The 21590-nt window shown below is 67.6% G+C and carries 19 protein-coding genes; 14 read left to right on the forward strand and 5 right to left on the reverse strand.

What is annotated here, in order from left to right; translation table 11 throughout:
* Positions 1–1098: a tRNA 2-thiouridine(34) synthase MnmA gene (mnmA, locus tag ABDV78_RS07065; protein ID WP_343526660.1), complete on the reverse strand. Its 1098-nt coding sequence runs from the start codon at positions 1096–1098 to the stop codon at positions 1–3.
* Between the two features lie 175 nt (positions 1099–1273).
* Here mnmA and ABDV78_RS07070 point away from each other — a divergent pair, with 175 nt between their 5' ends.
* From ABDV78_RS07070 to ABDV78_RS07080, 3 genes are all read left to right on the forward strand, one after another.
* A complete protein-coding gene (locus ABDV78_RS07070; RefSeq protein WP_343526661.1) occupies positions 1274–1504 on the forward strand; it encodes a hypothetical protein in 231 nt (76 codons plus the stop codon).
* Between the two features lie 108 nt (positions 1505–1612).
* Positions 1613–1912 carry a DUF1153 domain-containing protein gene (locus ABDV78_RS07075; RefSeq protein ID WP_267434254.1) on the forward strand — a complete coding sequence of 100 codons (300 nt, stop codon included), beginning with the start codon at positions 1613–1615 and terminating at the stop codon, positions 1910–1912.
* Between the two features lie 123 nt (positions 1913–2035).
* Positions 2036–2293, forward strand: coding sequence for a GlsB/YeaQ/YmgE family stress response membrane protein (locus tag ABDV78_RS07080; RefSeq protein ID WP_343526662.1), 258 nt, complete (start codon positions 2036–2038; stop codon positions 2291–2293).
* A gap of 154 nt (positions 2294–2447) precedes the next feature.
* Here ABDV78_RS07080 and ABDV78_RS07085 read toward each other — a convergent pair whose 3' ends face one another.
* The gene (locus tag ABDV78_RS07085; RefSeq protein WP_343526663.1) at positions 2448–3173 is read right to left on the reverse strand and encodes an SIMPL domain-containing protein; all 726 of its coding nucleotides are present in this window, start codon (positions 3171–3173) and stop codon (positions 2448–2450) included.
* A 246-nt stretch (positions 3174–3419) separates the two neighbouring features.
* On the opposite strand from ABDV78_RS07085, the gene ABDV78_RS07090 reads away from it, so the two are divergent.
* From ABDV78_RS07090 to ABDV78_RS07140, 11 genes are all read left to right on the forward strand, one after another.
* Complete coding sequence (locus tag ABDV78_RS07090) at positions 3420–4598, forward strand: efflux RND transporter periplasmic adaptor subunit (protein WP_343526776.1); 1179 nt, start codon at positions 3420–3422, stop codon at positions 4596–4598.
* 1 nt (position 4599) lies between these two features.
* Positions 4600–7806, forward strand: coding sequence for an efflux RND transporter permease subunit (locus ABDV78_RS07095; protein WP_343526665.1), 3207 nt, complete (start codon positions 4600–4602; stop codon positions 7804–7806).
* A 92-nt stretch (positions 7807–7898) separates the two neighbouring features.
* The gene (locus ABDV78_RS07100; RefSeq protein ID WP_343526777.1) at positions 7899–9161 is read left to right on the forward strand and encodes a DUF445 domain-containing protein; all 1263 of its coding nucleotides are present in this window, start codon (positions 7899–7901) and stop codon (positions 9159–9161) included.
* A gap of 97 nt (positions 9162–9258) precedes the next feature.
* A complete protein-coding gene (locus ABDV78_RS07105) occupies positions 9259–10365 on the forward strand; it encodes an ABC transporter permease (protein WP_343526666.1) in 1107 nt (368 codons plus the stop codon).
* Positions 10365–11282, forward strand: coding sequence for an ABC transporter ATP-binding protein (locus ABDV78_RS07110; protein ID WP_343526667.1), 918 nt, complete (start codon positions 10365–10367; stop codon positions 11280–11282). The genes ABDV78_RS07105 and ABDV78_RS07110 overlap by 1 nt, the downstream gene beginning before the upstream one ends.
* Positions 11282–12244 carry an MlaD family protein gene (locus tag ABDV78_RS07115; protein ID WP_343526668.1) on the forward strand — a complete coding sequence of 321 codons (963 nt, stop codon included), beginning with the start codon at positions 11282–11284 and terminating at the stop codon, positions 12242–12244. The genes ABDV78_RS07110 and ABDV78_RS07115 overlap by 1 nt, the downstream gene beginning before the upstream one ends.
* Positions 12245–12264: 20 nt before the next feature.
* Positions 12265–12849, forward strand: a complete 585-nt coding sequence (locus ABDV78_RS07120) for an ABC-type transport auxiliary lipoprotein family protein (protein ID WP_343526669.1) — start codon at positions 12265–12267, stop codon at positions 12847–12849.
* Positions 12850–13065: 216 nt separating this feature from the next.
* Positions 13066–14544: an efflux transporter outer membrane subunit gene (locus tag ABDV78_RS07125; protein ID WP_343526670.1), complete on the forward strand. Its 1479-nt coding sequence runs from the start codon at positions 13066–13068 to the stop codon at positions 14542–14544.
* Positions 14544–15926, forward strand: coding sequence for an efflux RND transporter periplasmic adaptor subunit (locus ABDV78_RS07130; protein ID WP_343526671.1), 1383 nt, complete (start codon positions 14544–14546; stop codon positions 15924–15926). Before ABDV78_RS07125 ends, ABDV78_RS07130 begins: the two co-directional genes overlap by 1 nt.
* Entirely contained in the window at positions 15916–16647 is a 732-nt protein-coding gene (locus ABDV78_RS07135) for an ABC transporter ATP-binding protein (RefSeq protein ID WP_343526672.1), read from the forward strand. The genes ABDV78_RS07130 and ABDV78_RS07135 overlap by 11 nt, the downstream gene beginning before the upstream one ends.
* Entirely contained in the window at positions 16647–17852 is a 1206-nt protein-coding gene (locus tag ABDV78_RS07140; RefSeq protein ID WP_343526673.1) for an ABC transporter permease, read from the forward strand. The genes ABDV78_RS07135 and ABDV78_RS07140 overlap by 1 nt, the downstream gene beginning before the upstream one ends.
* On the opposite strand, the gene ABDV78_RS07145 is transcribed toward ABDV78_RS07140, so the two are convergent.
* From ABDV78_RS07145 to ABDV78_RS07155, 3 genes are read right to left on the reverse strand one after another with little or no spacing between them, the layout of a single operon-like run.
* Positions 17821–18441, reverse strand: a complete 621-nt coding sequence (locus tag ABDV78_RS07145) for a nucleotidyltransferase family protein (protein WP_343526674.1) — start codon at positions 18439–18441, stop codon at positions 17821–17823. The genes ABDV78_RS07140 and ABDV78_RS07145 overlap by 32 nt on opposite strands.
* Positions 18428–19351 (reverse strand): XdhC family protein, encoded by a 924-nt coding sequence (locus ABDV78_RS07150; RefSeq protein ID WP_343526675.1) that lies wholly within the window; start codon positions 19349–19351, stop codon positions 18428–18430. Before ABDV78_RS07150 ends, ABDV78_RS07145 begins: the two co-directional genes overlap by 14 nt.
* Positions 19351–21588: a xanthine dehydrogenase family protein molybdopterin-binding subunit gene (locus ABDV78_RS07155; RefSeq protein WP_343526677.1), complete on the reverse strand. Its 2238-nt coding sequence runs from the start codon at positions 21586–21588 to the stop codon at positions 19351–19353. The genes ABDV78_RS07150 and ABDV78_RS07155 overlap by 1 nt, the downstream gene beginning before the upstream one ends.
* Positions 21589–21590: the final 2 nt, after the last annotated feature.

The following is a 21590-nucleotide window of genomic DNA, read 5'->3' on the forward strand; positions in this document are numbered from 1 at the left end:
TCAGGCCGCGATGCGTGCCGCCTCGGTTTCCGCGATCCAGCCGCCGCCCAGGATCCGATCGCCGTCATACAGCACCGCCGCCTGGCCGGGCGAGACGCCATATTCGGGCGCGTCGAAGACCAGTCGGTCGCCGACCATCCGCGCCGGGACCGGCCTGGCCATCGAGCGGACCTTGGCGAAGAGCGGGCCGTCGAGCGGGCCCAATATGTTCATGGCGGTGAGCCGCGCCGCCTCGACCGCCAGCGCGGTGCGCGGGCCGACGACGACGCGCTGCGTCTCGGGTTCCAGCCGGACGACATAGAGCGGCTCGGGGCTGCCGCCGATCTCCAGCCCGCGCCGCTGGCCGACCGTGTAATGGATCAGGCCGCGATGCTCGCCCAGCTTGGCGCCGGACAGGTCGACGATGTCGCCGCGCGTCTCGGCCTCGGGGCGCAGCTTGCGGACCAGTCCGGCATAGTCGCCATCGGGCACGAAGCAGATATCCTGGCTGTCGGGCTTGGCCGCGACGCTCAGGGACAGTTCGGCGGCTATCTCACGCACCCGCGACTTGGGCAGGGCGCCGAGCGGGAAGCGCAGGAAATCGAGCTGCGCCTGGGTCGTGGCGAACAGGAAATAGCTCTGGTCGCGCGCCGGATCGGCCCCGCGATGCAGTTCCGCACCGGCCGCCCCCTCGACCCGGCGGACATAATGGCCGGTCGCCAGGCAATCGGCGCCCAGATCGCGGGCGAGCGTCAGCAGGTCGGTGAATTTCGGGCCCATATTGCACTGGACGCAAGGGATCGGGGTGCGTCCCGCCAGATATTCGTCGGCGAAGCGATCCACCACCTGGGTTCGGAAACTGTCTTCGTGATCAAAGACATAATGTGCGATGCCCAGCCGGTCGCACACCGCGCGCGCGTCGCGAATGTCGCGCCCCGCACAGCAAGCCCCCGCGCGGCCCACCGCCTCGCCATGGTCGTAAAGCTGGAGCGTGACGCCGATCGTCTCGGCCCCCGTGGCATGGGCGAGCGCGGCCACGACCGAACTGTCGACGCCACCCGACATCGCCACCACGATCCGCCGCGCCCGGGGATCGCCCCCAAGCTGAAAATCCACCATCTGCTCCATGGGCTGTCCCATACGCTTTTCCGATGGAGCATGCAAAGAATGCGCCGTGACGACCCCCGCAGGGATGACGCCGGGATGAAAAAAAGGCGGAATGCTTTCCTGCCTTTACCCGGCTTTCATACCCAGTGGTTAGCAAGAGGGCTGATCAACAGAACGGATCACGCTTTTGGACCTTAGCTTTACCCGGTTCGAACGGGAAACCGAACTGACCGTGTTGCCGCCCGATCTGGCGGTGCTAATGGTCGGGGCGACAGCGCGACAGGCGGCGAGCCGGACCGCGGCGGTACAGGCGGGTTTCGCCCGTGCGCCTGTCGATCCGGTGCTGTTCGCGCCGCTGGACGGGGCGTTCAACGGCCAGGTGGCACGGGCTCTGACGCTGTGGAGCAGGATTGAATGATGCGTTAACCTTCCGGTTTTAGGCGATGTTCAAGGGCCGGTGTTACAAAGGTCCTTGAAGACGAAATGTAGACGGACATGGGGTGGGGAGCCCCGACGAGGTTGCATAATGATCGAAAACCAGAAAATCCGCCCCGCAAAGGTAATCGGGCCACTCGGCGAACCGCTGACGCTCGAAAGCCTGCCGCCGCCCAGCACGACCCGCTGGGTCGTCCGCCGCAAGGCGGAGGTGGTCGCGGCCGTCAATGGCGGCCTTTTGTCGGTGGACGAGGTGTGCGACCGCTATGGCCTGACCGTCGAGGAATTCGCGGGGTGGCAGCGCGCCATCGATCGCTCCGGCATGCCCGGCCTGCGCGTCACCCGCATCCAGCATTATCGCTCGCTCTATGAGCGCCAGCAGAAATACTGACCGATTAAATCGTTGACACAGTCAACGCTTCATCGAATCGACGGTACGGGGACGGAACAATAATCACCATTCGCACGTCTTGCCCTACGTGTCCCGCTCGCGGGCCCAACGGAGGGAAAGACAATGGGTATTATCCTGTGGCTTATCATCGGTGGTGTCATTGGCTGGCTGGCCAGCATCATCATGCGTACTGATGCCCAGCAGGGCATCTTCCTGAACATCATCGTCGGTATCATCGGCGCGTTCATCGGCGGTCTGATCTTTGCCGGCGGCTCGATCAACAATGCCGGTCTGTCGCTCTATTCGTTCCTCGTTTCGCTGCTGGGCGCCGTCGTCCTGCTCGCGATCGTGAACCTCGTTCGTCGCGGTCGGGTGCGCTAAGCATCCACTGCCACAGAGCGGACCAAAAAGGGCCGTCCGGGCGACCGGGCGGCCCTTTTTTCATGTTCCGGGTATGGTCAGGCATTGGGTCCTAGCCTGATGCCCGAGGCGACGGGTTTGCCCCCATGCCGGTCCGGCGATGGGGGCGGGGGCGTCAGTTCAACAGGAAGCGGACCGAAACATTGACCGTCACGTCTCGCTCGCCGGGGGCGATGCTGGTCTTGGGCGCGGCGTCGCGGGCCATCGCCTGGAGCATCATCGGCCGTTCCGGTCCGCCGGCATCCTGGCCATTCTCGGTGATCGATACGATCCGCGCGACGCGCATGCCCGCCGCCTTGGCATAGAGCTCGGCGCGGGCTCGGGCGCGTCGTACCGCGTCGGTCCGCGCCTCATCGAGCGCGGCATCGGGATTGTCGATCGACAGATTGGGGCCGTCGATCTGGTTCGCGCCCTGTGCCACCAGCGCGTCGAGCACCGTGCCCGACCTGGCGATGTCGCGGAAGCGGATGCTCAACGTGTTCGTCGCCTGATAGCCGGTGATCGTCGGCGGCACATTGTCGCCATAGCGATATTGCGGTTGCAACTGCACGGTCGCGGTCTGGATGTCGCGGTCCGCGACCCCGGCGCGCTTCACCGCCGCCAGTACGCGGGCCATGCGCTGCGCATTGTCCGACAGGGCGGCGGCGGCGGTCGCACCCTGGCTGACCACGCCCGCCCGGATCGTGGCGAGGTCGGGTACGCGGGTCGTGCGCCCCTCGGCCGAGACGTCGAGGACGGTACCTGCCGCAGGGACCAGCGGCTCGACCGTGGTCGGGGCGGGCAGGGCCTGGGCCAGTGCCGCGCCCGGCAGAATCGCGGGCACCACCATGGCGGCCAACATGAACTTTCTCATCATCATCTCCCTTGTGATGTTGTCGGGGCTTTGCAGTCTCGCGGCAGAACGCGCGATGAACGCGCCAGACCGAAGCCCGGCGTCAACGCATGGCCGTCATCTTGGAGCCGCCATGATCGAGATTAGGGAAAGAGTCTTGAGTGGTGTGCTATGTTCCTATAACACGGTGGCGAACAGCGCCTCCTGCGCGGAATCATGCGCACGATGGATGCGGACTGGGGATCGATGACGGACATGGATTACGAGACGGGGGCGATCGGTAGCGGCCGGCAACTGGGGCTGGAGGGGCCGAAGACCACCGGGCGGGGGCGCTGGATCGGCATCGTCGTGGTGGTCCTGGTGCTGGCGCTAACGGGATGGTGGATGTTCGGCCCGAAGAAGCATGACGATTCGGCCGCAGCCGGATCGGCGTCGCAGGTGCCCAACATCACCGTCGTCGTGCCGGGGCAGCAGGCGGTCAGCCGCGTGATCTCCGCCACCGGCACGCTGGCCGCGCGTCGCGAGATGCCCGTCGGCGTCGCGGGCGAGGGCGGCATGATCACCCGCGTCCTGGTCGAACCGGGCCAGTGGGTCCGCGCGGGACAGGTGCTGGCGACCGTCGACCGCTCGGTCCAGACGCAGACCGCCTCCGCTCTGTCGGCCCAGGTCGCCGTCGCCCAGTCTGACCAGCAGATCGCGCAGGCCGAACTCGACCGTGCGCAGCAGCTTGTCGATCGCGGTTTCATCTCCAAGGCCGATCTCCAGCGGCGGGCGGCGACCCGGGATGCCGCCGCCGCCCGCGTCCGCGCGGCGCAGGCGACCTATAAGGAAGCGCAGGCGCGCAACGGTCGCCTGGATATCCGCGCGCCCGCCGAGGGCCTGATCCTGACCCGCGCCGCCGAGCCGGGGCAGATCGTCAGTTCGGGGTCCGGCGTCCTGTTCCGCATGGCGATGGGCGGCCAGATGGAGCTGCGCGCCCAACTCGCCGAGACCGATCTAGTCGGCCTCGCCGTCGGGGCGCCCGCCACGGTCACGCCGGTCGGCGGCGACAAGAGCTTCAAGGGCGAGGTGTGGCAGGTGTCGCCGGTCATCGATCCCCAGACTCGCCAGGGCGTGGCGCGCATCGCGCTGGCCTATGACCCGGCGCTGCGTCCGGGCGGTTTCGCGTCGGCGACGATTCGCGGCGGTGCGGGCCGTGCGCCGGTCCTGCCGGACTCGGCGATCCAGAGCGACGACAAGGGCAGCTTCGTCTACATCGTCGGCGCCGACAACAAGGTGGCGCGCCGCGACATCAAGATCGGGCAGGTGTCCGACGACGGCGTGACCATCGCCTCGGGCCTGACCGGGACGGAGCGGGTGGTGCGCTCGGCGGGTGGCTTCCTGGCGGTGGGCCAGGCGGTCCACCCGATCCTCGAGGGCCGGGAGGCCAAGTGACATGAGTTTCCGCAACATCTCGGCCTGGGCGATTCGGAACCCCGTTCCGCCGATCGTGCTGTTCGTCGCGCTGACGCTGGCTGGGATCGTCAGCTTCATGCGGATGGACGTGAACAACGACCCCGATATCGACTTCCCGATCGTCGTCGTCCTCGTCAACCAGCCGGGTGCGGCCCCGACCGAACTGGAGACCCAGGTCACCCAGCGGGTCGAGGCGGCGTTGCGGAACCTCCAGGGCGTCGATCAGATCACCTCGACCGTGACCGAGGGGCAGTCGCAGACCCTGGTCCAGCTCGACATCGGCACGCCGATCGACCGCGCGGTCAGCGACGCGCGGGACGCGATCACCCAGATCCGCTCGATGCTGCCCGACGGAATCCTCGAGCCGCAGGTGATCCGCATCGATTCAACCGATAACGACCTGGCCAGCTATTCGGCGATCGCGTCCAACATGACGCCGGAGCAGTTGAGCTGGTACATAGACAACAATGTCACCAAGGAGCTGTTGTCGGTTCCCGGGCTCTCCAAGGTCATCCGCAACGGCGGCGTGACGCGCGAGATCCGCGTCATCCTCGATCCGCTGAAGTTGCAGGCGCAGGGCCTGACCGCCAGCGAGGTCAATGCCCAGCTTCGCATGACCAACCTCAACGCCGCCGGTGGCCGCGCCGAGATCGCGGGCACCGAGCAGGCGGTCCGCGTGCTGGGCAATGCGCGCAACGCCTATGACCTCGGCCAGACCCAGATCAATGTGCGCGGCGGGCGCACCGTGCGACTGGCCGACATCGCCACCGTCCGCGACCTTTATGCCGAACAGCGTTCGCAGGCGGCGGTCGACGGGCGACAGGTCATCAGCTTCGATTTCCAGCGGGCCAAGGGCGCCTCGGACGTCAGCGTCTATAACGGCGCGGTCGCCAAGCTGAAGGAGCTGGAAAAGCGCAACCCGGAGGTGAAGTTCGTCCTCCGCTCGAACAGCGTGAAATATACCGAGGCGCAATATGAGAGCGCCATCCACGCGATGATCGAGGGCGCGGTACTGGCCGTCATCGTCGTCTTCCTCTTCCTGCGCGACTGGCGCGCGACGGTGATATCGGCGCTGGCCATCCCGCTGTCGGCGATCCCCGCCTTCTGGTTCATGGATCTGCTGGGTTTCACGCTGAACCAGATGACCCTGCTCGCGCTCAGCCTGGTGGCGGGCGTGCTGGTCGATGACGCGATCGTGGAGATCGAGAATATCGTCCGCCACATGCGCATGGGCAAATCCGCCTATCAGGCGTCGATCGACGCGGCGGACGAGATCGGCCTGGCGGTGCTCGCCACCACCATGGCGATCGTCGCGGTGTTCCTGCCGGTCGCCCTCATGCCGGGCGTGCCGGGCCAGTATTTCAAGAATTTCGGCCTGACCGTCGTCGTCTCGGTGCTGATGAGCCTGGCGGTGGCACGCATGATCACGCCGATGATCGCGGCCTATTTCCTGAAGTCGGCGGGCCATGCCAGCCACGGCGAAGGGTGGCTGATGGACGCCTATATGGCGACGCTGCGCTGGTCGCTGCGCTATGACCGGCCGGCCGACGGGGTGCGGCGGGGGGGGGGCCGTCGCATCCTGGGTCGGTTCCGCGACCATCGCCTGTGGGTGATCGGCATCGGCTTCGGCGCCTTTATGCTGACCGTCGCGATGTTCGCGATCATTCCCAAGACCTTCCAGCCGCCGCAGGACAATGACCAGGCGGTCGCCAAGATCGAGATGGTGCCCGGCACCACGCTGGCCCAGACCGATCAGGTCGTCCGCCGCGTCGCCGCGTTCCTGAAGAAACAGCCCGATGTCGAATCGGTCTATTCGCGCACCAGCGTTGGCAATGGCCGGGTGGTCGCGACGCTGAAGGAGGATCGCTCGATGAAGAGCACCGACTTCGAACGCTCGCTGGCGGGCCAGTTGGCGGCGATTCCCGATGCGCGCGTGTCGTTCCAGTCGCAGTTCGGCTGGGGATCGAGCGGGCGCGACCTGACCATCACGCTGGGCGGCGACGACCCCGCGGTGCTGCGCCGGACCGCGAACCAGATCGTCGAGCAGATGGGGACGATCCCCGGCCTCGTCGCACCGCGCATCGTCGGCAATCTCGACCGGCCGGAAATCGTGATCCGCCCGCGCCTCGACCTCGCGGCCAATCTGGGCGTGACGACGCAGGCGCTGTCGAGCGCGATCCGCATCGCGACTTTGGGCGATATCGACCAGAATTCGGCGCGCTTCTCGCTGTCGGATCGTCAGGTGCCGATCCGCGTCGCGCTGGACCAGAATGCCCGCGCGCGGCTGTCGACCATCCAGAACCTGCCGGTGCAGACCCAGACCGGCGGCTCGGTGCCGCTGAGCGTCGTCGCCGATATCGGCCTGGGCGCGGGGCCGACGCAGATCGACCGTGTGAACCAGCGGCGGCAGGTGACGGTCGGCGCCGACCTGGCCAAGGGCCTGATCAGCGGCGACGCGATGAAGAAGGTCCACGACCTGCCGGTCATGAAGAACCTGCCCATGGGGGTCAGCGAGATGGTGCTGGGCCAGGCCAAGATGCAGGCGGAGATGATGAAGAACTTCTTCACCGCGATCATCTCGGCGGTCTTCCTGGTCTTCGCGGTGCTGGTGCTGCTCTATCGCCGCTTCCTGCCGCCCTTCGTCAACATGGCCTCGCTACTCCTGGCACCGCTGGGCGGATTGCTGGCGCTGTATTTCAGCGGCAACCCGCTGTCGCTGCCGGTCTATATCGGGTTGCTGATGCTTCTGGGCATCGTCGCCAAGAACTCGATCCTGCTGATCGACTTCGCGTTGGAGGAGATCGCCAAGGGCGTGCCGATCCGCGATGCGGTGCTCGATGCGGGCCACAAGCGTGCCCAGCCGATCGTGATGACCACGGTCGCGATGGTCGCGGGCATGGTCCCGACCGCGCTGTCGCTGGGCGGCGACGGATCGTGGCGCAGCCCGATGGGCGTGACGGTGATCGGCGGCCTGGCGCTGTCGACCATCCTGACCCTGCTGATCGTGCCCGCGGCGTTCAGCCTAGCGGTCGGCATCGAGCGCTGGATCGGTCCGCGCCTCGGCCGGCGCCTGCTGACCTACACGCCCGGCGACGAACGGGGGGCGGGGCCAGTGATCGAGGGGCCAGCGGGCGGCCCCGCGCTGCCCCCCGCGCCGGGAAAGCTGGGTTACGATCCGGCGGAGTGAGGGGCGTCCTTCACGGGCCTGGCGCCCGATTTCGTTACGCTCGGGAAAGATTCCTCTTGAACAAAGCCGCGGCTCGCGAATTGTCATGAATGATGGAAGTGACCGCGCGACCGGGGGGTAGCCAGCCCGTTCCGCCCGCCCTGCGCAAGATGCGGGTCGTGGCGACGGGACTGCTGCTGTGCATGGCGGCCCTGTTTCTCGTCGCCCGCGCGGCCCAGCCGATCCACCCCGCCTGGGGCTTCGTCCGCGCCTTTGCCGAGGCGGCGATGGTCGGCGGACTGGCCGACTGGTTCGCGGTCACGGCTCTGTTCCGCCACCCTCTGGGCCTGCCCATCCCGCATACCGCGATCGTGCCGCGCAACAAGGACCGGATCGGCGAGACGCTGGCCAGTTTCCTGCGCGCCAACTTCCTGATTCCACGCGTCGTCGCACGCCGGATGGTTCGGCTCGACGTGGCGGGGGCGGCGGGGCGCTGGCTGGCGCAACCGCCGCAGGAGGGCGGGCGCATCCGGCGCGGCGCGTCACGCCTGTTCGCCGAGATGCTGACTGCCTTCGACCCGCAGCGGCTGGGCGGGATGGTCAAGGCGGGCATCGGATCACGGCTGCGCGCGACCGAGGTGTCGCCGATCCTGGGCCAGCTCCTGAAGGCGACGATCGCCGAGGGACGGCATCTGCCCCTCATGGATGCGGTGCTGCGCTGGGCGGCGAAGGCGCTGGAGGCGAATGAACCCATCGTCCGTGCGATGGTGCATGAGCGGGCCGGGGCGATCCTGCGCTGGACCGGACTGGACGAGACGCTCGCCGACAAGCTGATCGACGGGCTGCACAAGCTGCTCCACGATGTCGCGGAGGATCGTGAGCATCCGCTGCGCCTGAAGATCGAGGAAGGGCTCGATCGCCTGGCCTGGGACCTGCAACACGACCGCCGCACCCGTGCGAGGGTGGAGGCAATGAAGGACGAGTTGATCGCCAATCCGGCGATGCAGCGCTGGCTCGACGGCCTATGGGAGCAGGCGCGCGAGGCGCTGCTCCGGCTGGCGCGCGACCCGGAGGCGGTGACCGCCGGGCGGCTGGGCGACACGCTGCGCCACCTGGGCCAGACATTGCAGGGCGATCCCCGGCTGGCGGCGACGATCAATCGGTTCGTCCGCCGGGCGGCGGTGGGAATTGCGGCCGATTATGGCGACGGCATCGTCCGGCTGGTGTCGGAAACGGTGCGCGGCTGGGATGCCCAGACCGTGACGTCGCGGCTGGAAAACGCGGTCGGCCGCGATCTTCAATATATCCGCATCAACGGAACGCTGGTCGGCGGCAGCGTCGGCCTGATCCTTCACATGGTGGACAGGCTGCTTTGAAAACGTCACGACCTGGTATAATTAATCTCCGGGCACGATTCGTCGTTGGAACGAAGCGCCTTGTCGATGCCCCCGCTTTCCCCCAAAGAGGCAGGTGATGAACGCCAAGGCCGATTATCAGCACGACCCGGCGGACGGTGGCGCCCTGCGTTTCACCGGCAGTCTGTCGCTGGCGACGCTGGGCGACCTGCCCGAGCGGCTGGACCGCGAGGATGGGGCCGTCCGACGCCTCGACCTGTCGCAGGTGGAACGGATCGACACGGTCGGCGCCTGGCTGATCCACCGTTTTGCCGCCCGCAACGATGCGCGGATCGAAGGGCTGAACGACGATCAGCGCCACCTGATCGACAAGGTGGTCGAGGCGGATCAGCCGGTGGCGATGCGGCCTGCGGGCGTCAGCCCCTTTGCGCGGGTGGCTGGCGAGGTGGGCGACGCGGTGGTCGCGGCGTTCCAGACGCTCTACGGCCTGCTGGGCTTCATGGGGGCGACGACGCTGGCGGCGCTGGCGGTGATTCGCCATCCACGCCGTTTCCGCTTCAATGCGGTGGTGCATGAGTTCGAGACGGTCGGCGTCACCGCGCTGGCGATCGTCGGGCTGATGAGCTTTCTGATCGGCATCGTCATCGCGCAACAGGGCGCGGTCCAGCTTCGCCAGTTCGGCGCGGAGGTGTTCACGATCAACCTCGTCGGCCGGTTGACGCTGCGCGAACTGGGCGTGCTGATGACCGCGATCATGGTCGCGGGGCGGTCGGGCTCGGCCTTCGCGGCGCAGCTCGGCACGATGAAGCTGACCGAGGAGATCGATGCGATGCGCGTCATCGGCGTTTCGCCGATGGAGGCGCTGGTGCTGCCCCGCACGCTGGCGGCGGTGACGCTGATGCCGCTGCTGGGTTTCTATTCCTCGCTGATCGCGATGATCGGCGGATGTTTCCTGGCCGCGGTGTCGCTGGGCATCCCGCCCGTCACCTTCATCGCGCGCATCCGCGAGGTGGTGCCGATCACCGACCTGTATGTCGGCCTGATCAAGGCCCCCGTGTTCGGCGCGATCATCGCGATCGCGGGCTGTTTCCAGGGGATGCAGGTCAAGTCCGACGCCGAGCAGGTCGGCCTGCGCACCACGGCGGCGGTGGTGCAGGCGATCTTCCTCGTTATCGTGCTCGACGCGTTCTTCGCGGTCTTCTTCACCTGGATCGGATGGGATTGATGGCCGAGCAGGACGATATCCTCATCCGGGTCCGGGGCCTGCGCAACAGCTTCGGCGAGCAGGTCATTCACGACGGGCTCGACCTGGACGTGCGCAAGGGCGAGATACTGGGCGTGGTCGGCGGCTCGGGCACCGGCAAGTCGGTGCTGATGCGCACGATCATCGGCCTCCAGACCCCCGATGAGGGCGACATCACCGTGTTCGGCCAGCCGACCATCGGCCGCGACGCAACCGAGGCGGTCGATGTGCGCAAGCGCTGGGGCGTGCTGTTCCAGGGCGGGGCGTTGTTCTCGACGCTGACCGTCGCCGAGAATGTCGCGGTCCCTTTGCGCGAATTCTACCGCGAGCTGCCCCCGGCGCTGATGGACGAGATCGCCTCCTACAAGGTGGTGATGACTGGCCTTCCCGCCGATGCGGGGCCCAAATACCCGGCCGAGCTGTCGGGCGGCATGAAGAAGCGCGCAGGGCTTGCCCGCGCGCTGGCGCTGGACCCGGAGCTTCTGTTCCTCGACGAACCGACTGCGGGCCTCGATCCGATCGGTGCTGCGGCCTTTGATCAGCTTATCGCGTCGCTCCAGAAGACATTGGGGCTGACCGTTTTCCTGATCACCCACGACCTCGACACGCTCTATGCCATTTGCGACCGGGTGGCGGTGCTGGCGGACAAGAAGGTGATCGCGGTCGGCACGATCGACGAACTGATCGCGCTCGATCATCCGTGGATCGAGGAATATTTCAAGGGGCCACGCGGCCGTGCCGCCATCGCCGCCAAGGACGAGGTCGCCGATGTCCGGCCCCGTTCGACCGACACGGAGGCGGCGCGCCACCCCACCGAAGTCGAAGCCCATTCCACCGGCCAGCATTCGCAGGGGAATGCGGCCGATGCCCATGCGAGAGGCGAAGCAGGGACACGCTGATGGAAACCCGTTCGAACCACGTCCTAGTCGGCTCTGTCGTGCTGATCCTGCTCGCAGTGCTGGCCATCTTCACCGTCTGGATCGCCCGGCTGGGCGGCACGTCGGAGAAGGAATATGACATCTTCTTCCGCCAGTCGGTGGACGGCCTGGCGAAGGGCTCGGCGGTCACCTATTCGGGCGTGCCGTCGGGACAGGTGAAGGAAATCGCGCTGTGGCGCCCCGATCCGCAGTTCGTGCGGGTGCGCGTCGCGGTCAACGACCAGACGCCGATCCTTCAGGGCACGACCGCATCGATCTCGGCCAGCTTCACCGGCACCAGCACCATCTCGCTGGACGGCGCACGCAAGGGCGCGCCGCCGATCGCCTGCCCGACGCCCGAGAACCGGACCGTCTGCCCCTATGACGTGCCGGTCATCCCGACCAAGCAGGGCGGCATCGGCGCGATCCTGAATTCCGCGCCGCAGTTGCTGGAGCGGCTGTCGACGCTGACCGAGCGGCTGACCGGCCTGCTGTCCGACCGCAACCAGGCGTCGATCGCGGGCATCCTCGACAACACCAACCGCCTGACCGACGCGCTGGCCGATCGCGGGCCGGAGATCGCCGCGACGCTGGCGCAGACCCGCGTGGCGATCCAGCAGGCGGGTGACGCGGCCCAGTCGATCGGGCAGTTGGCGGCGACGACGAACGGCCTGCTGGCCGAGGATGTGAAGCCGACCATGGCCAATCTGAACAAGGCGATCGCCTCGGCCCAGAAGAGCGCCGACACGCTGAACTCGGCGATCGGCGATGCGCGGCCGGGCCTGCAGACCTTCTCCAAGCAGACCGTGCCGGAGGTGGATCGTCTGGTGCGTGACCTGCGCGTGATGACCCAGTCGCTGTCGGCGGTCGCCGAAAAGGTCGACCAGCAGGGGGCCGGGTCGCTGATCGGGCAGCAGAAGCTGCCGGACTATAAGGGCAAGTGAGGAAGCCGATGAGGACCGTCATGAAGACTCCGCTGATCGTTCTGATGGCTTCGCTTCCGCTGGCGGGCTGCATCAGCTTCGGCGCGAAGCCGCCGCCCTCGTTGCTGACCTTGCAGGCGCAGTCGGCGCCGGTGGTGGGCCAGACGCAGGATTCGGGGCGTGGCAAGTCGATCACCATCCAGGTGCCGACCGTGCCGCAGGAACTGGCGACGGCCCGCGTGCCCGTGCAGGAGAATGCGACCAGCATCGCCTATGTGAAGGATGCGCAATGGGCCGAGCCGCCGTCGCGGCTGTTCGCGCGGCTGATGGCGGACACGCTGACCGCGCGGGCGGGGCGTGTCGTGCTGTCGGCGCGTGAATCGGTGACCGATCCGGGCGACCGGCTGGGCGGCGAACTGCGCCAGTTCGGCCTGGATGCGACCCGGCGCGATGCGGTGGTCCTGTATGACGCGGCATTGATCCGCGACGGCCAGACCGTCGTCGAGAAGCGCCGTTTCGAGGCGCGGGTGCCGGTCGGCAAGATCGACAGCCAGAGCGTCGGGCCCGCGCTCAACCAGGCGGCAAACCAGGTGGCGCAGCAGGTGTCGGACTGGGTGGGGCGGTAAGTCCTTAGAATTCCTCCCCTGCAAGGGGCGATCGCGGACGGCGATGCCCCTTTCTCGGGTCTGCTGCTCGCCATCTCCTCTGGCAGGGGGGAGCAGCCCGGCGGCTTCACGGGGAGGATCCCCGCGTCTTCCTGTGACGGCAATTTCCTTTGTTCGTCACAATTTGCGACATAAACGGACTGGACGTGACCGCGACCGCCGGGCAGGTTCGCGGCCATGAAGCCTCGCGCCCGCGTCCTTCTTCTGGCCTCAGCCGCCCTGTCCGGCTGTACGGTCGGTCCCGATTATCATCCCGCCGCGCCGCGGACGCTGGGAGTGCCCGACACATGGTCGGTGCCCGCCGTCAATGCGCAGGCGCAGGATCTCGGCCGCTGGTGGCGATCGTTCAACGATCCGCTGCTGGCCGAACTGGTCGAGCAGGCGGTGGTCGCCAATACGGACGTCGTGCAGGCGGTCGCCCGGCTGCGCCAGGCGCGCGAAAGCCTGGTCCAGAGCCGTTCCTCGCTGCTCCCGACCGTCTCCGGCTCGACCGGCTATCAGCGCAACGAGAATCTGCGCGGCGGCGGGCGCAGCTTTACCCTGCCCGACGGCACGGTGGTCGATACCGGCGGTGGCGGCGGCAGCAACAGCTACACCGTCGGCCTGTCGGCCAGCTATCAGCTCGGCCTGTTCGGCGAACTGCGTCGCACCGTCGAGGCGACGCGCGCGACCTATGAAGGGGCCGGGTTCACCTATGCCGCCACGCTGCTGACGGTCGAGAGCGAGCTGGCGCGCAACTATGTGCTCGCGCGGGCCTATCAGGCGCAGCTCGCCAATGCGCGGGCCAGCCTGGCGTTGCAGGACGATAATCTGGAGATTGCGGGCTTCCGGGTGCGCGCCGGCCTTGTCTCCTCGCTCGATGCCGAACAGGCGCGGGGGCAGCGTGCGCAGACCGCCGCAACCATCCCCACGATCGAGCAGCAATATAATGCCGCCGTGTCGCGCCTGGGCGTGCTGACCGCCCAGGCTCCCGGCGCGCTCAAGGCCCGGCTGGAGGTGGTCCGGCCGATCCCGCAGGGCCCCGCCGTGATCGGGGTCGGCATCCCGGCGGACATATTGCGCCGCCGCCCGGACGTACGCGCGGCCGAGCGCAACCTTGCCGCCGCGACCGCGCGGATCGGGGTGGCGCAGGCAGCCCTCTATCCCGCGCTTGCGATGTCCGGGAATATCAACACCGCGGCGACCAGTCTCGGGTCGCTCGGCGACGCGATCACCGGCAGCCTGTTCGCCGGGCTGACCCAGGCGATCTTCAACGGCGGCCGCCTGCGCAGCCAGGTCCGCAACGCACAGGCCCTCGCCGAGCAGAATTATGCCGCTTATCAGGGCACCGTGCTGACCGCGCTGGAGGATGTCGAGAACGCCATCGTCGCGCTCAACACCGCGCGCGAGCGGGAACGGCAATTCGCGATCCAGCTCGACGCCGCCCGCAACTCGGCCCTGCTGGCGCGCAGCCAGTATCGGTCGGGCCTGACCGATTTCACCACCCTGTCGCAGCAGGAGGCGGCGCTGCTCTCGGCGGAGAATGGACTGGTTCAGGCCCGCTCCGACGCGGCGACCGCGCAAGTGTCGCTATTCGCCGCGCTCGGCGGCGGATGGGACGCGAACACCATTCCCGAAGCGCCGCCGCGCGCCCCCCAAACCCCGGACAACCGCTGATGGCCGATCAGACTCTCGACGATTTCCTGGGCGTAAAGCCGCAGCCCCGCTGGCGCAAATGGGGGCAATGGGGCGTCGTCGTCCTGGGCGTCGTGCTGCTGGCGGTGCTGCTGAAAAGCTGTCTGGGCGGTTCGGACCGGACGGGCTATGCGACGGTTCCGGTCACCCGCGGCAACCTGACCGTCACCGTCTCGGCGACCGGCAAACTGGCCCCGACCAATCAGGTGACGGTCGGCTCGCAGCTTTCGGGCCTCGTGACCAAGGTCGTCGTCGATGTGAACGACCGGGTGAAGGCGGGCGAGGCGCTCGCGCTGATCGACCCCGAACAGATCGATGACCAGATCCGTGCGGCGCAGGCGACGTTGACCGCCAATCAGGCGCAGGTCGCGCAGGCGCAGGCGACCGTTTCCGAGGCCCAGGCGCAGCTTCGTCGACTGGAAGAGGTCTATAAGCTGTCGAACGGACGCGTGCCGTCGGGAACCGAGCTTCAGACCGGGCGTGCCAATGCCCAGCGCGCGGTCGCGGCGCTACGGGTGGCGGAGGCCAATGTCGCCGCCGCCCGCGCGCAGCTCGCCCAGTCGCAGACCCAGCGGCAACGCGCGATCATCCGCTCGCCCGTCTCGGGCGTGGTGCTGGCGCGGCAGGTCGATCCCGGCCAGACGGTCGCGGCGTCGTTCAACACGCCGACCCTGTTCGTCATCGCCGAAGACCTGACCAAGATGAAGCTGGAGGTCGCCATCGACGAGGCCGATGTCGGCGAGGTGAAGGTGGGGCAGAAGGCCGACTTCACCGTCGACGCCTTTCCCGGACGGACCTTCCCGGCGACAATCACGCGGGTCGATCTGGGCTCGAACCTGACGGTCAGCGCGGCGACCTCCTCCTCGTCCTCGACGGCCAGCAGCACATCGACCACGGGGCAGGTGGTCAGCTACGCCGCTGACCTGACGGTCGCCAATCCCGACCTGCAACTGCGCCCCGGCATGACTGCGACGGCGGACATCGTGACCTCGGCCAAGCAGAACGTCATGCTGATCCCCAATTCGGCTTTGCGCTTCCAGCCGTCGGACGGTGCGGGGCAGGGTGGCGGCGGCATCGCCGGATCGCTGACCTTCCGTCCGCGCCGTGATCGCGCGGCACGCACCGCGACCGTACAGCGCGGCGCGACCCAGACGGTCTATGTGAAGGGCAGCGACGGCAAGCCGCAGCCGATCCAGATCGTGACCGGCGACACCAACGGATCGATGACCGAAGTGCTGTCGGGCGGGCTGAAACCGGGCATGGAGGTGATCACCGCCCAGTTGTCGGGCGACCAGAGCGCCGCGCGCGAGCCAGGCCAGCGCCGTCAGGGCCGACAGGGCGGCGGGGGTGGTGGTGGCCGCTGACGCCCCCCTCATCCGCCTGCGCGACGTCACCAAGGTCTATGGCAGCGGCGCGACCCAGTTCCAGGCCCTGAAGGGCGTCGATCTGGACATCGCGGCGGGCGATTTCGTGGCGGTGATGGGGCCATCGGGATCGGGCAAGTCGACGACGATGAACATATTGGGCTGCCTCGACGTGCCGAGCGGCGGCAGCTTCCTGTTCCGCGGCCATCATGTCGAGACGCTCGACCGCGACCAGCGGGCGATGCTCCGGCGGCGCTATCTCGGCTTCGTGTTCCAGGGGTTCAACCTGCTGTCGCGCACCACCGCGCTGGAGAATGTCGAGCTGCCCCTGGTCTATCGGGGCGAGGACAAGAAGACGCGGCGCGAACTCGGCATGGCCGCGCTGGAGAAGGTCGGGCTCGACCAATGGTGGGACCACACCCCTGCCGAGTTGTCGGGCGGACAGCAGCAGCGTGTCGCGATCGCGCGCGCCATCGTCACCAGCCCCGACGTGCTGCTCGCCGACGAGCCGACCGGAAATCTCGATTCCGAACGCTCGGTGGAGATCATGGAGCTTCTCACCGGGCTCAACCAGGACAGCGGCATCACCGTGTTGATGGTCACGCATGAACCGGACATGGCGGCGTTCGCGCGCACCGTCATCCATTTCAAGGACGGGCTGGTCGAGCGGATCGAGGCGCAGCATCGGCCCGGCGTCGTGCCGGAAATGGATGGGCACTGATGTTCGGGACCACGCTTCTTCTCGCGATCCGGTCGATCCGGCGGCATCTGCTCCGCTCCTTCCTGACGACACTCGGCATCGTGATCGGCGTCGGCGCGGTCGTGACCATGGTGACATTGGGCAAGGCGACCACGGCGGCGGTGCAGCAGTCGATCTCATCACTGGGCACCAACATCCTCCAGGTTCGCCCCGGCCAGGGGTTCGGGCGGGGCGGTGGCGGTCCGCGTCCGCCCGACTTCAAGCCGGAGGATGTCGAGGCGATCGCCGACCAGATCGCCGGCGTGACGGCGGTCGCGCCCCAGGCGCAGACGACCGCCACCGCCATCTATGAGGGCGCGAACTGGTCGACCACCGTGACCGGCACGACGCTCGGCTATTTCACCGTGCAGCCCTGGCCGCTGGCCTCGGGGCGGCTCTGGACCCCGGCGGAGCAGGGGGCGGGCAAGGCGGTGTGCATCATTGGCAATACCGTGCGGAAGAACCTGTTCCCCAGCACCGACGCGGTCGGCAAGCGGTTCCGCATCGGCGCGATCAGTTGCGACGTGATCGGCGTGCTGACCACGCGCGGGCAGGGCGGGTTCGGCGACCAGGACGATGTGGTCCTCATGCCGATCAAGGCGGTCCAGCGCCGCTTCACTGGCAGCCGCGATATCCGCCTGATGCTGGTCGGCGTCGACCAGGCCTATTCGACGGCGGCGGTGCAGGCTTCGCTCACCGATCTCCTGCGCGAACGACGCAACATCTCGGGCGGCAAGGAAGATGATTTCAACGTTTTCGACACCAAGCAGATCAGCGACACGCTGACCAGCACGACGACGATGCTGACCCGGATCGTCGCGGCGGTTGCGGCGATCAGTCTGGTGGTCGGCGGCATCGGCATCATGAACATCATGCTGGTGTCCGTTACCGAACGGACGCGCGAGATCGGGATCCGCCTGGCGATCGGGGCGGTCGCACGCGAGGTATTGATGCAATTCCTGGTCGAGGCGGTGGTGCTGTCCTGCCTGGGCGGGATCGTCGGCCTGATCCTGGCGCAGGCGATCATCGCGGTGCTGGTGCCGGTGATGCAGGTGCCATGGACGTTCGATCCACAGATCAACATCGTCGCCTTTGCGATTTCGGCGGTGATCGGGGTGGTGTTCGGCTATTTCCCCGCGCGGCGTGCGGCGGCGCTCAATCCGATCGATGCGCTACGCCACGAGTGATCCGCTCGGGCGCGTGGACGAGCTGGCGTAGCCTTTCCAGATCCTCCGGCGTGTCGATGTCGATCAGCTCGGCGGGGGCGGTGACGACATGGCGTCCGCCGGCGACCAGCTTACGGCCGCCCTCGTCGCCCTCCAGCTTCAACAGGTCGTCGAACCGGCCCGCGCCGAAGACGCCCGGCGGGGTCGGATGCTCGCCATTGCTCGACACGACGACCGCGTCCGGTCCGTCAAAGGCGTCGAACAGGCGATAGATATGCGCTGCGGTCACGCGCGGCATGTCGGCCAGCGCGATCAGGATCGCCTTGGGCGCGGTCTTGATCGCCTCCCGGATGCCGAGATGCAGCGAGAAGGACATGCCCCGCGCGACATCGTCATTGTGGATCACACGGTAGCCGCGCGAGGCGAAGTCGAGTTGGCAGCCATCGGTCACGACGATCCGGTCGGCAAAGGGAATGCTCTCCAGCGCGGTGGTGACATGGAAGCCTACTGGCTTGCCGAGAAATTCGGCCTCCAGCTTGTTCTCCAGTCCGAAGCGGCTCGATTGTCCCGCCGCGAGCAGGACCAGAACCACATCCTCAGCGTCGATCATGAAAGGCTCCTATCATCGCCGCCGCGATCGACAGCGCGATCTCCGACGGGCCGATCGCGCCGATATCGAGGCCGACAGGGCCATCGATCCGGTCGATCGTTGACAAGGAAACGCCCATCGCCGCCAGACGCTCCCGCCGCGCGGCATGGCTGCGCCGACTCCCCAGCGCGCCGACATAGGCGGTGGGATGGGCGAGCGCAGCGACCAGGGCCGGGTCGTCGATCTTGGTATCGTGGCTCAGCGTCACCACGGCGGTCGCGGGGCCGGGGGCATAGGCGGCGACCGCCTCGTCGGGCCAGCGATCGTCCAGCGTCACGCCGGGAAAGCGTTCCGGCGTGAGGAAGCGCGCGCGCGGGTCGATCACCACCGTCTCGATGCCCAGCGTCTGCGCAAGCTGTGCCAGGCTCTGCGCGATCTGCACCGCGCCCACGATCAGCAAGCGGCGTGGCGGGTCATAGCGGTTGGCGAAGACTTCGCCCGTCTCGATCGGGCGAAGGTCCGCCTTGCCGGTGGCGAGGTCGGTGGTGACGGTCAGCGAGCGGCCCTGTTCCCGAGCGTCGGCGATCCGGTCGAACAGTTCGGGATCGAAGCCGTCCGCCGACACCGGCTGGACCATCACGGCAATCTCGCCGCCGCAGGGCAAACCGACTTCCCAGGCGGAGGCATCCGCCACGCCGTAGCGCTTTACCTGGAACGGCGCGCCCGCGATCACCTCTGCGGCGGTGTGGAGGATGTCATTCTCGACGCAGCCGCCCGAGACCGATCCCTCGAACCGGCCATCGGCATGGACCAGCATGTGGCTGCCGCGCGGACGTGGTGCCGACCCCCAGGTCGACACCACCGTCGCAATCGCCATCGGCGCACCGCGCCATTCGCGCGCGGCGGCCAGAACCCGTTCATTGTCGCTCATCAAAGCGCCGGCAGGTGCTCGAGGAGCTTGTCGAGCGTCACCGGCATCTCGCGCACCCGGATGCCGGTGGCGTTGTAGATGGCGTTGACCACGGCCGGGGCCGCGCCCGAGATGCCGAGTTCGCCGATGCCCTTGGCGTGGATCGGATTGGCATGGATGTCCCGCTCGTCGAGGAAATGGACTTCCATCTGGGGGACGTCGGCGTTCACCGGCACATGATACTCGGCCAGATCATGATTCACCAGCTTGCCGGTGCGCGGGTCGTGGATCAGTTCCTCGGTCAGCGCGGTGCCGATGCCGAAGGTCATGCCGCCCAGGCATTGCGAGCGCGCCGTCTTGGCGTTGAGCACCCGTCCCGCCGCGAACACGCCCAGCATCCGCCGCACCCGCACTTCGCCGGTGACGACATTGACGCCGACTTCGGCGAAATGCGCACCGTAACTCGCTTGGCTGAACTGCTTCTCCTGCTGGCCCGGCTTGATCTCGCCGATCGCGGACAGGCCGTCCTTGCCGACCAATTCGGTTAGCGGCACCGAGCGATTGTCGCCGATCGCCATGCCGTCCTTCAGCGTCAGGCCGTCCGCTTTGACGCCCATCGCCTTGGCCAGCTTCTCGCGCACCCGCTCGGCCGCGAGGTACACGGCGGACCCGGCCGATGCCGCACCCCAGGATCCGCCCGACCCGGCGGCGGGGGGATCGTTGGTGTCGCCCAGCGCCATCGTCACCCGCTCGACCGGCAGGCCCAGGATCTCGGCGGCGATCTGTGCCATGATCGTATAGCTGCCCGTGCCGATATCGGTCATCGCCGAGGATACCGTCGCACTGCCGTCAGGGTGGAGTTCCACCTTGGCGGCGGACTGCTGCAACTGGTTGGAGCGACAGGCAGCGGCGACGCCCATGCCGATCAGCCAGTCGCCCTCGCGCCGCTGGCCTGCCGCCTGCCGCTTGTCCCAGCCGAAATGCTTCGCGCCCTCCTCCAGCGAACGGGTCAGGTTGCGCGATGAATAGGGGACGTTCAGTTCGGGATCCTGCTCGGGATCGTTGACCTTGCGAAGGTCGATCGGATCCATGCCGATCGCCTCGGCCAGTTCGTCCATGGCGCATTCCAGGCCGACCATGCCGACCGCCTCGCCCGGCGCGCGCATCGAGCCCGAAAGCAGCAAGTTCAGCCGCGCCACGTCATGGTTGATCCGCCGATTCTCGCCCGCATAGAGGAAATGCGTGCCGATCCCGACGGGCTCGAAGAAATCCTCCTCCGGCAGGTTGGCGGTGATCGCTTCATGCCCCAGCGCCACGATCCGCCCGCCCGCTTCGGCCCCCAGCCGCATCCGCTGTTCGGTGTTGGAGCGGCGGACGGTCGCGTCGAACACCTGCTGGCGCAGCATCACTGCCTTGACCGGACGGTTCAGTCGCTTGGCGGCGATGGCGGCGGCGACGCTTTCGGGGGCGATGCCCAGCTTCGCGCCGAAGCCGCCGCCGATATAGCGTGAGATGATCCGCACTTTGGACTGCGACACGCCCAGCGCCTTGGCGAGCTGCTGCGCGTCGGAGGTCGGCATCTGATAGGCGCCGTACAGCGTCAGCGCGCCCTCTTCCCACACCGCGATCGAGGCATGGGGCTCCATCGCCGCCGCATTCTGGCTGGGGGTGGTATAGGTGACGTCGATCCTGACCGCGGCATTGTCGAACGCCTTGTCGAAATCGCCCTGGTCGTAATGGCCCTTGATCAGGCCATCGGGGGCGGGTTCCGCCTGATCCTTGTTCGCTTCGTAATCGAACACCCCGTCGAGCGGTTCATATTCGACCTTCAGCCGCTTGGCGGCGTCGCGCGCGACCTCGAAGCTCTCAGCGATGACGATCGCGATGATCTCGCCGAAATAGTCGACGGTGCGGACGCCCTGGGTCGGGGCCTCGGTCTCGCCGCCCTGCTGCGGGTTGCGGATGAAGCTGGCATAGTCGGTGATGACGTCGATCACGCCGGGGATGCTCTTCACCGCATCGGCGTCGATCGCCTTGACCTTGGCATGGCCCGTGGTCGCGCCGACCAGCACGCCGTGCGCGATATTCTCGATGGCATATTCCGCGGCATAGGTGGCGGTGCCCGTCACCTTTTTCGGCCCGTCCACCCGGTCGAGCGGTTTGGAAATCACCCCTTGCACGCCCGTATCGAGCAGGCTGTCGGGATGCGGCTGATCCATGGTCAGCGAATGCGTGTCGTCCTTGCCGAAGCCGAACATGG

The organism is Sphingomonas sp. (assembly GCF_039594485.1).
GTDB lineage: Bacteria > Pseudomonadota > Alphaproteobacteria > Sphingomonadales > Sphingomonadaceae > Sphingomonas.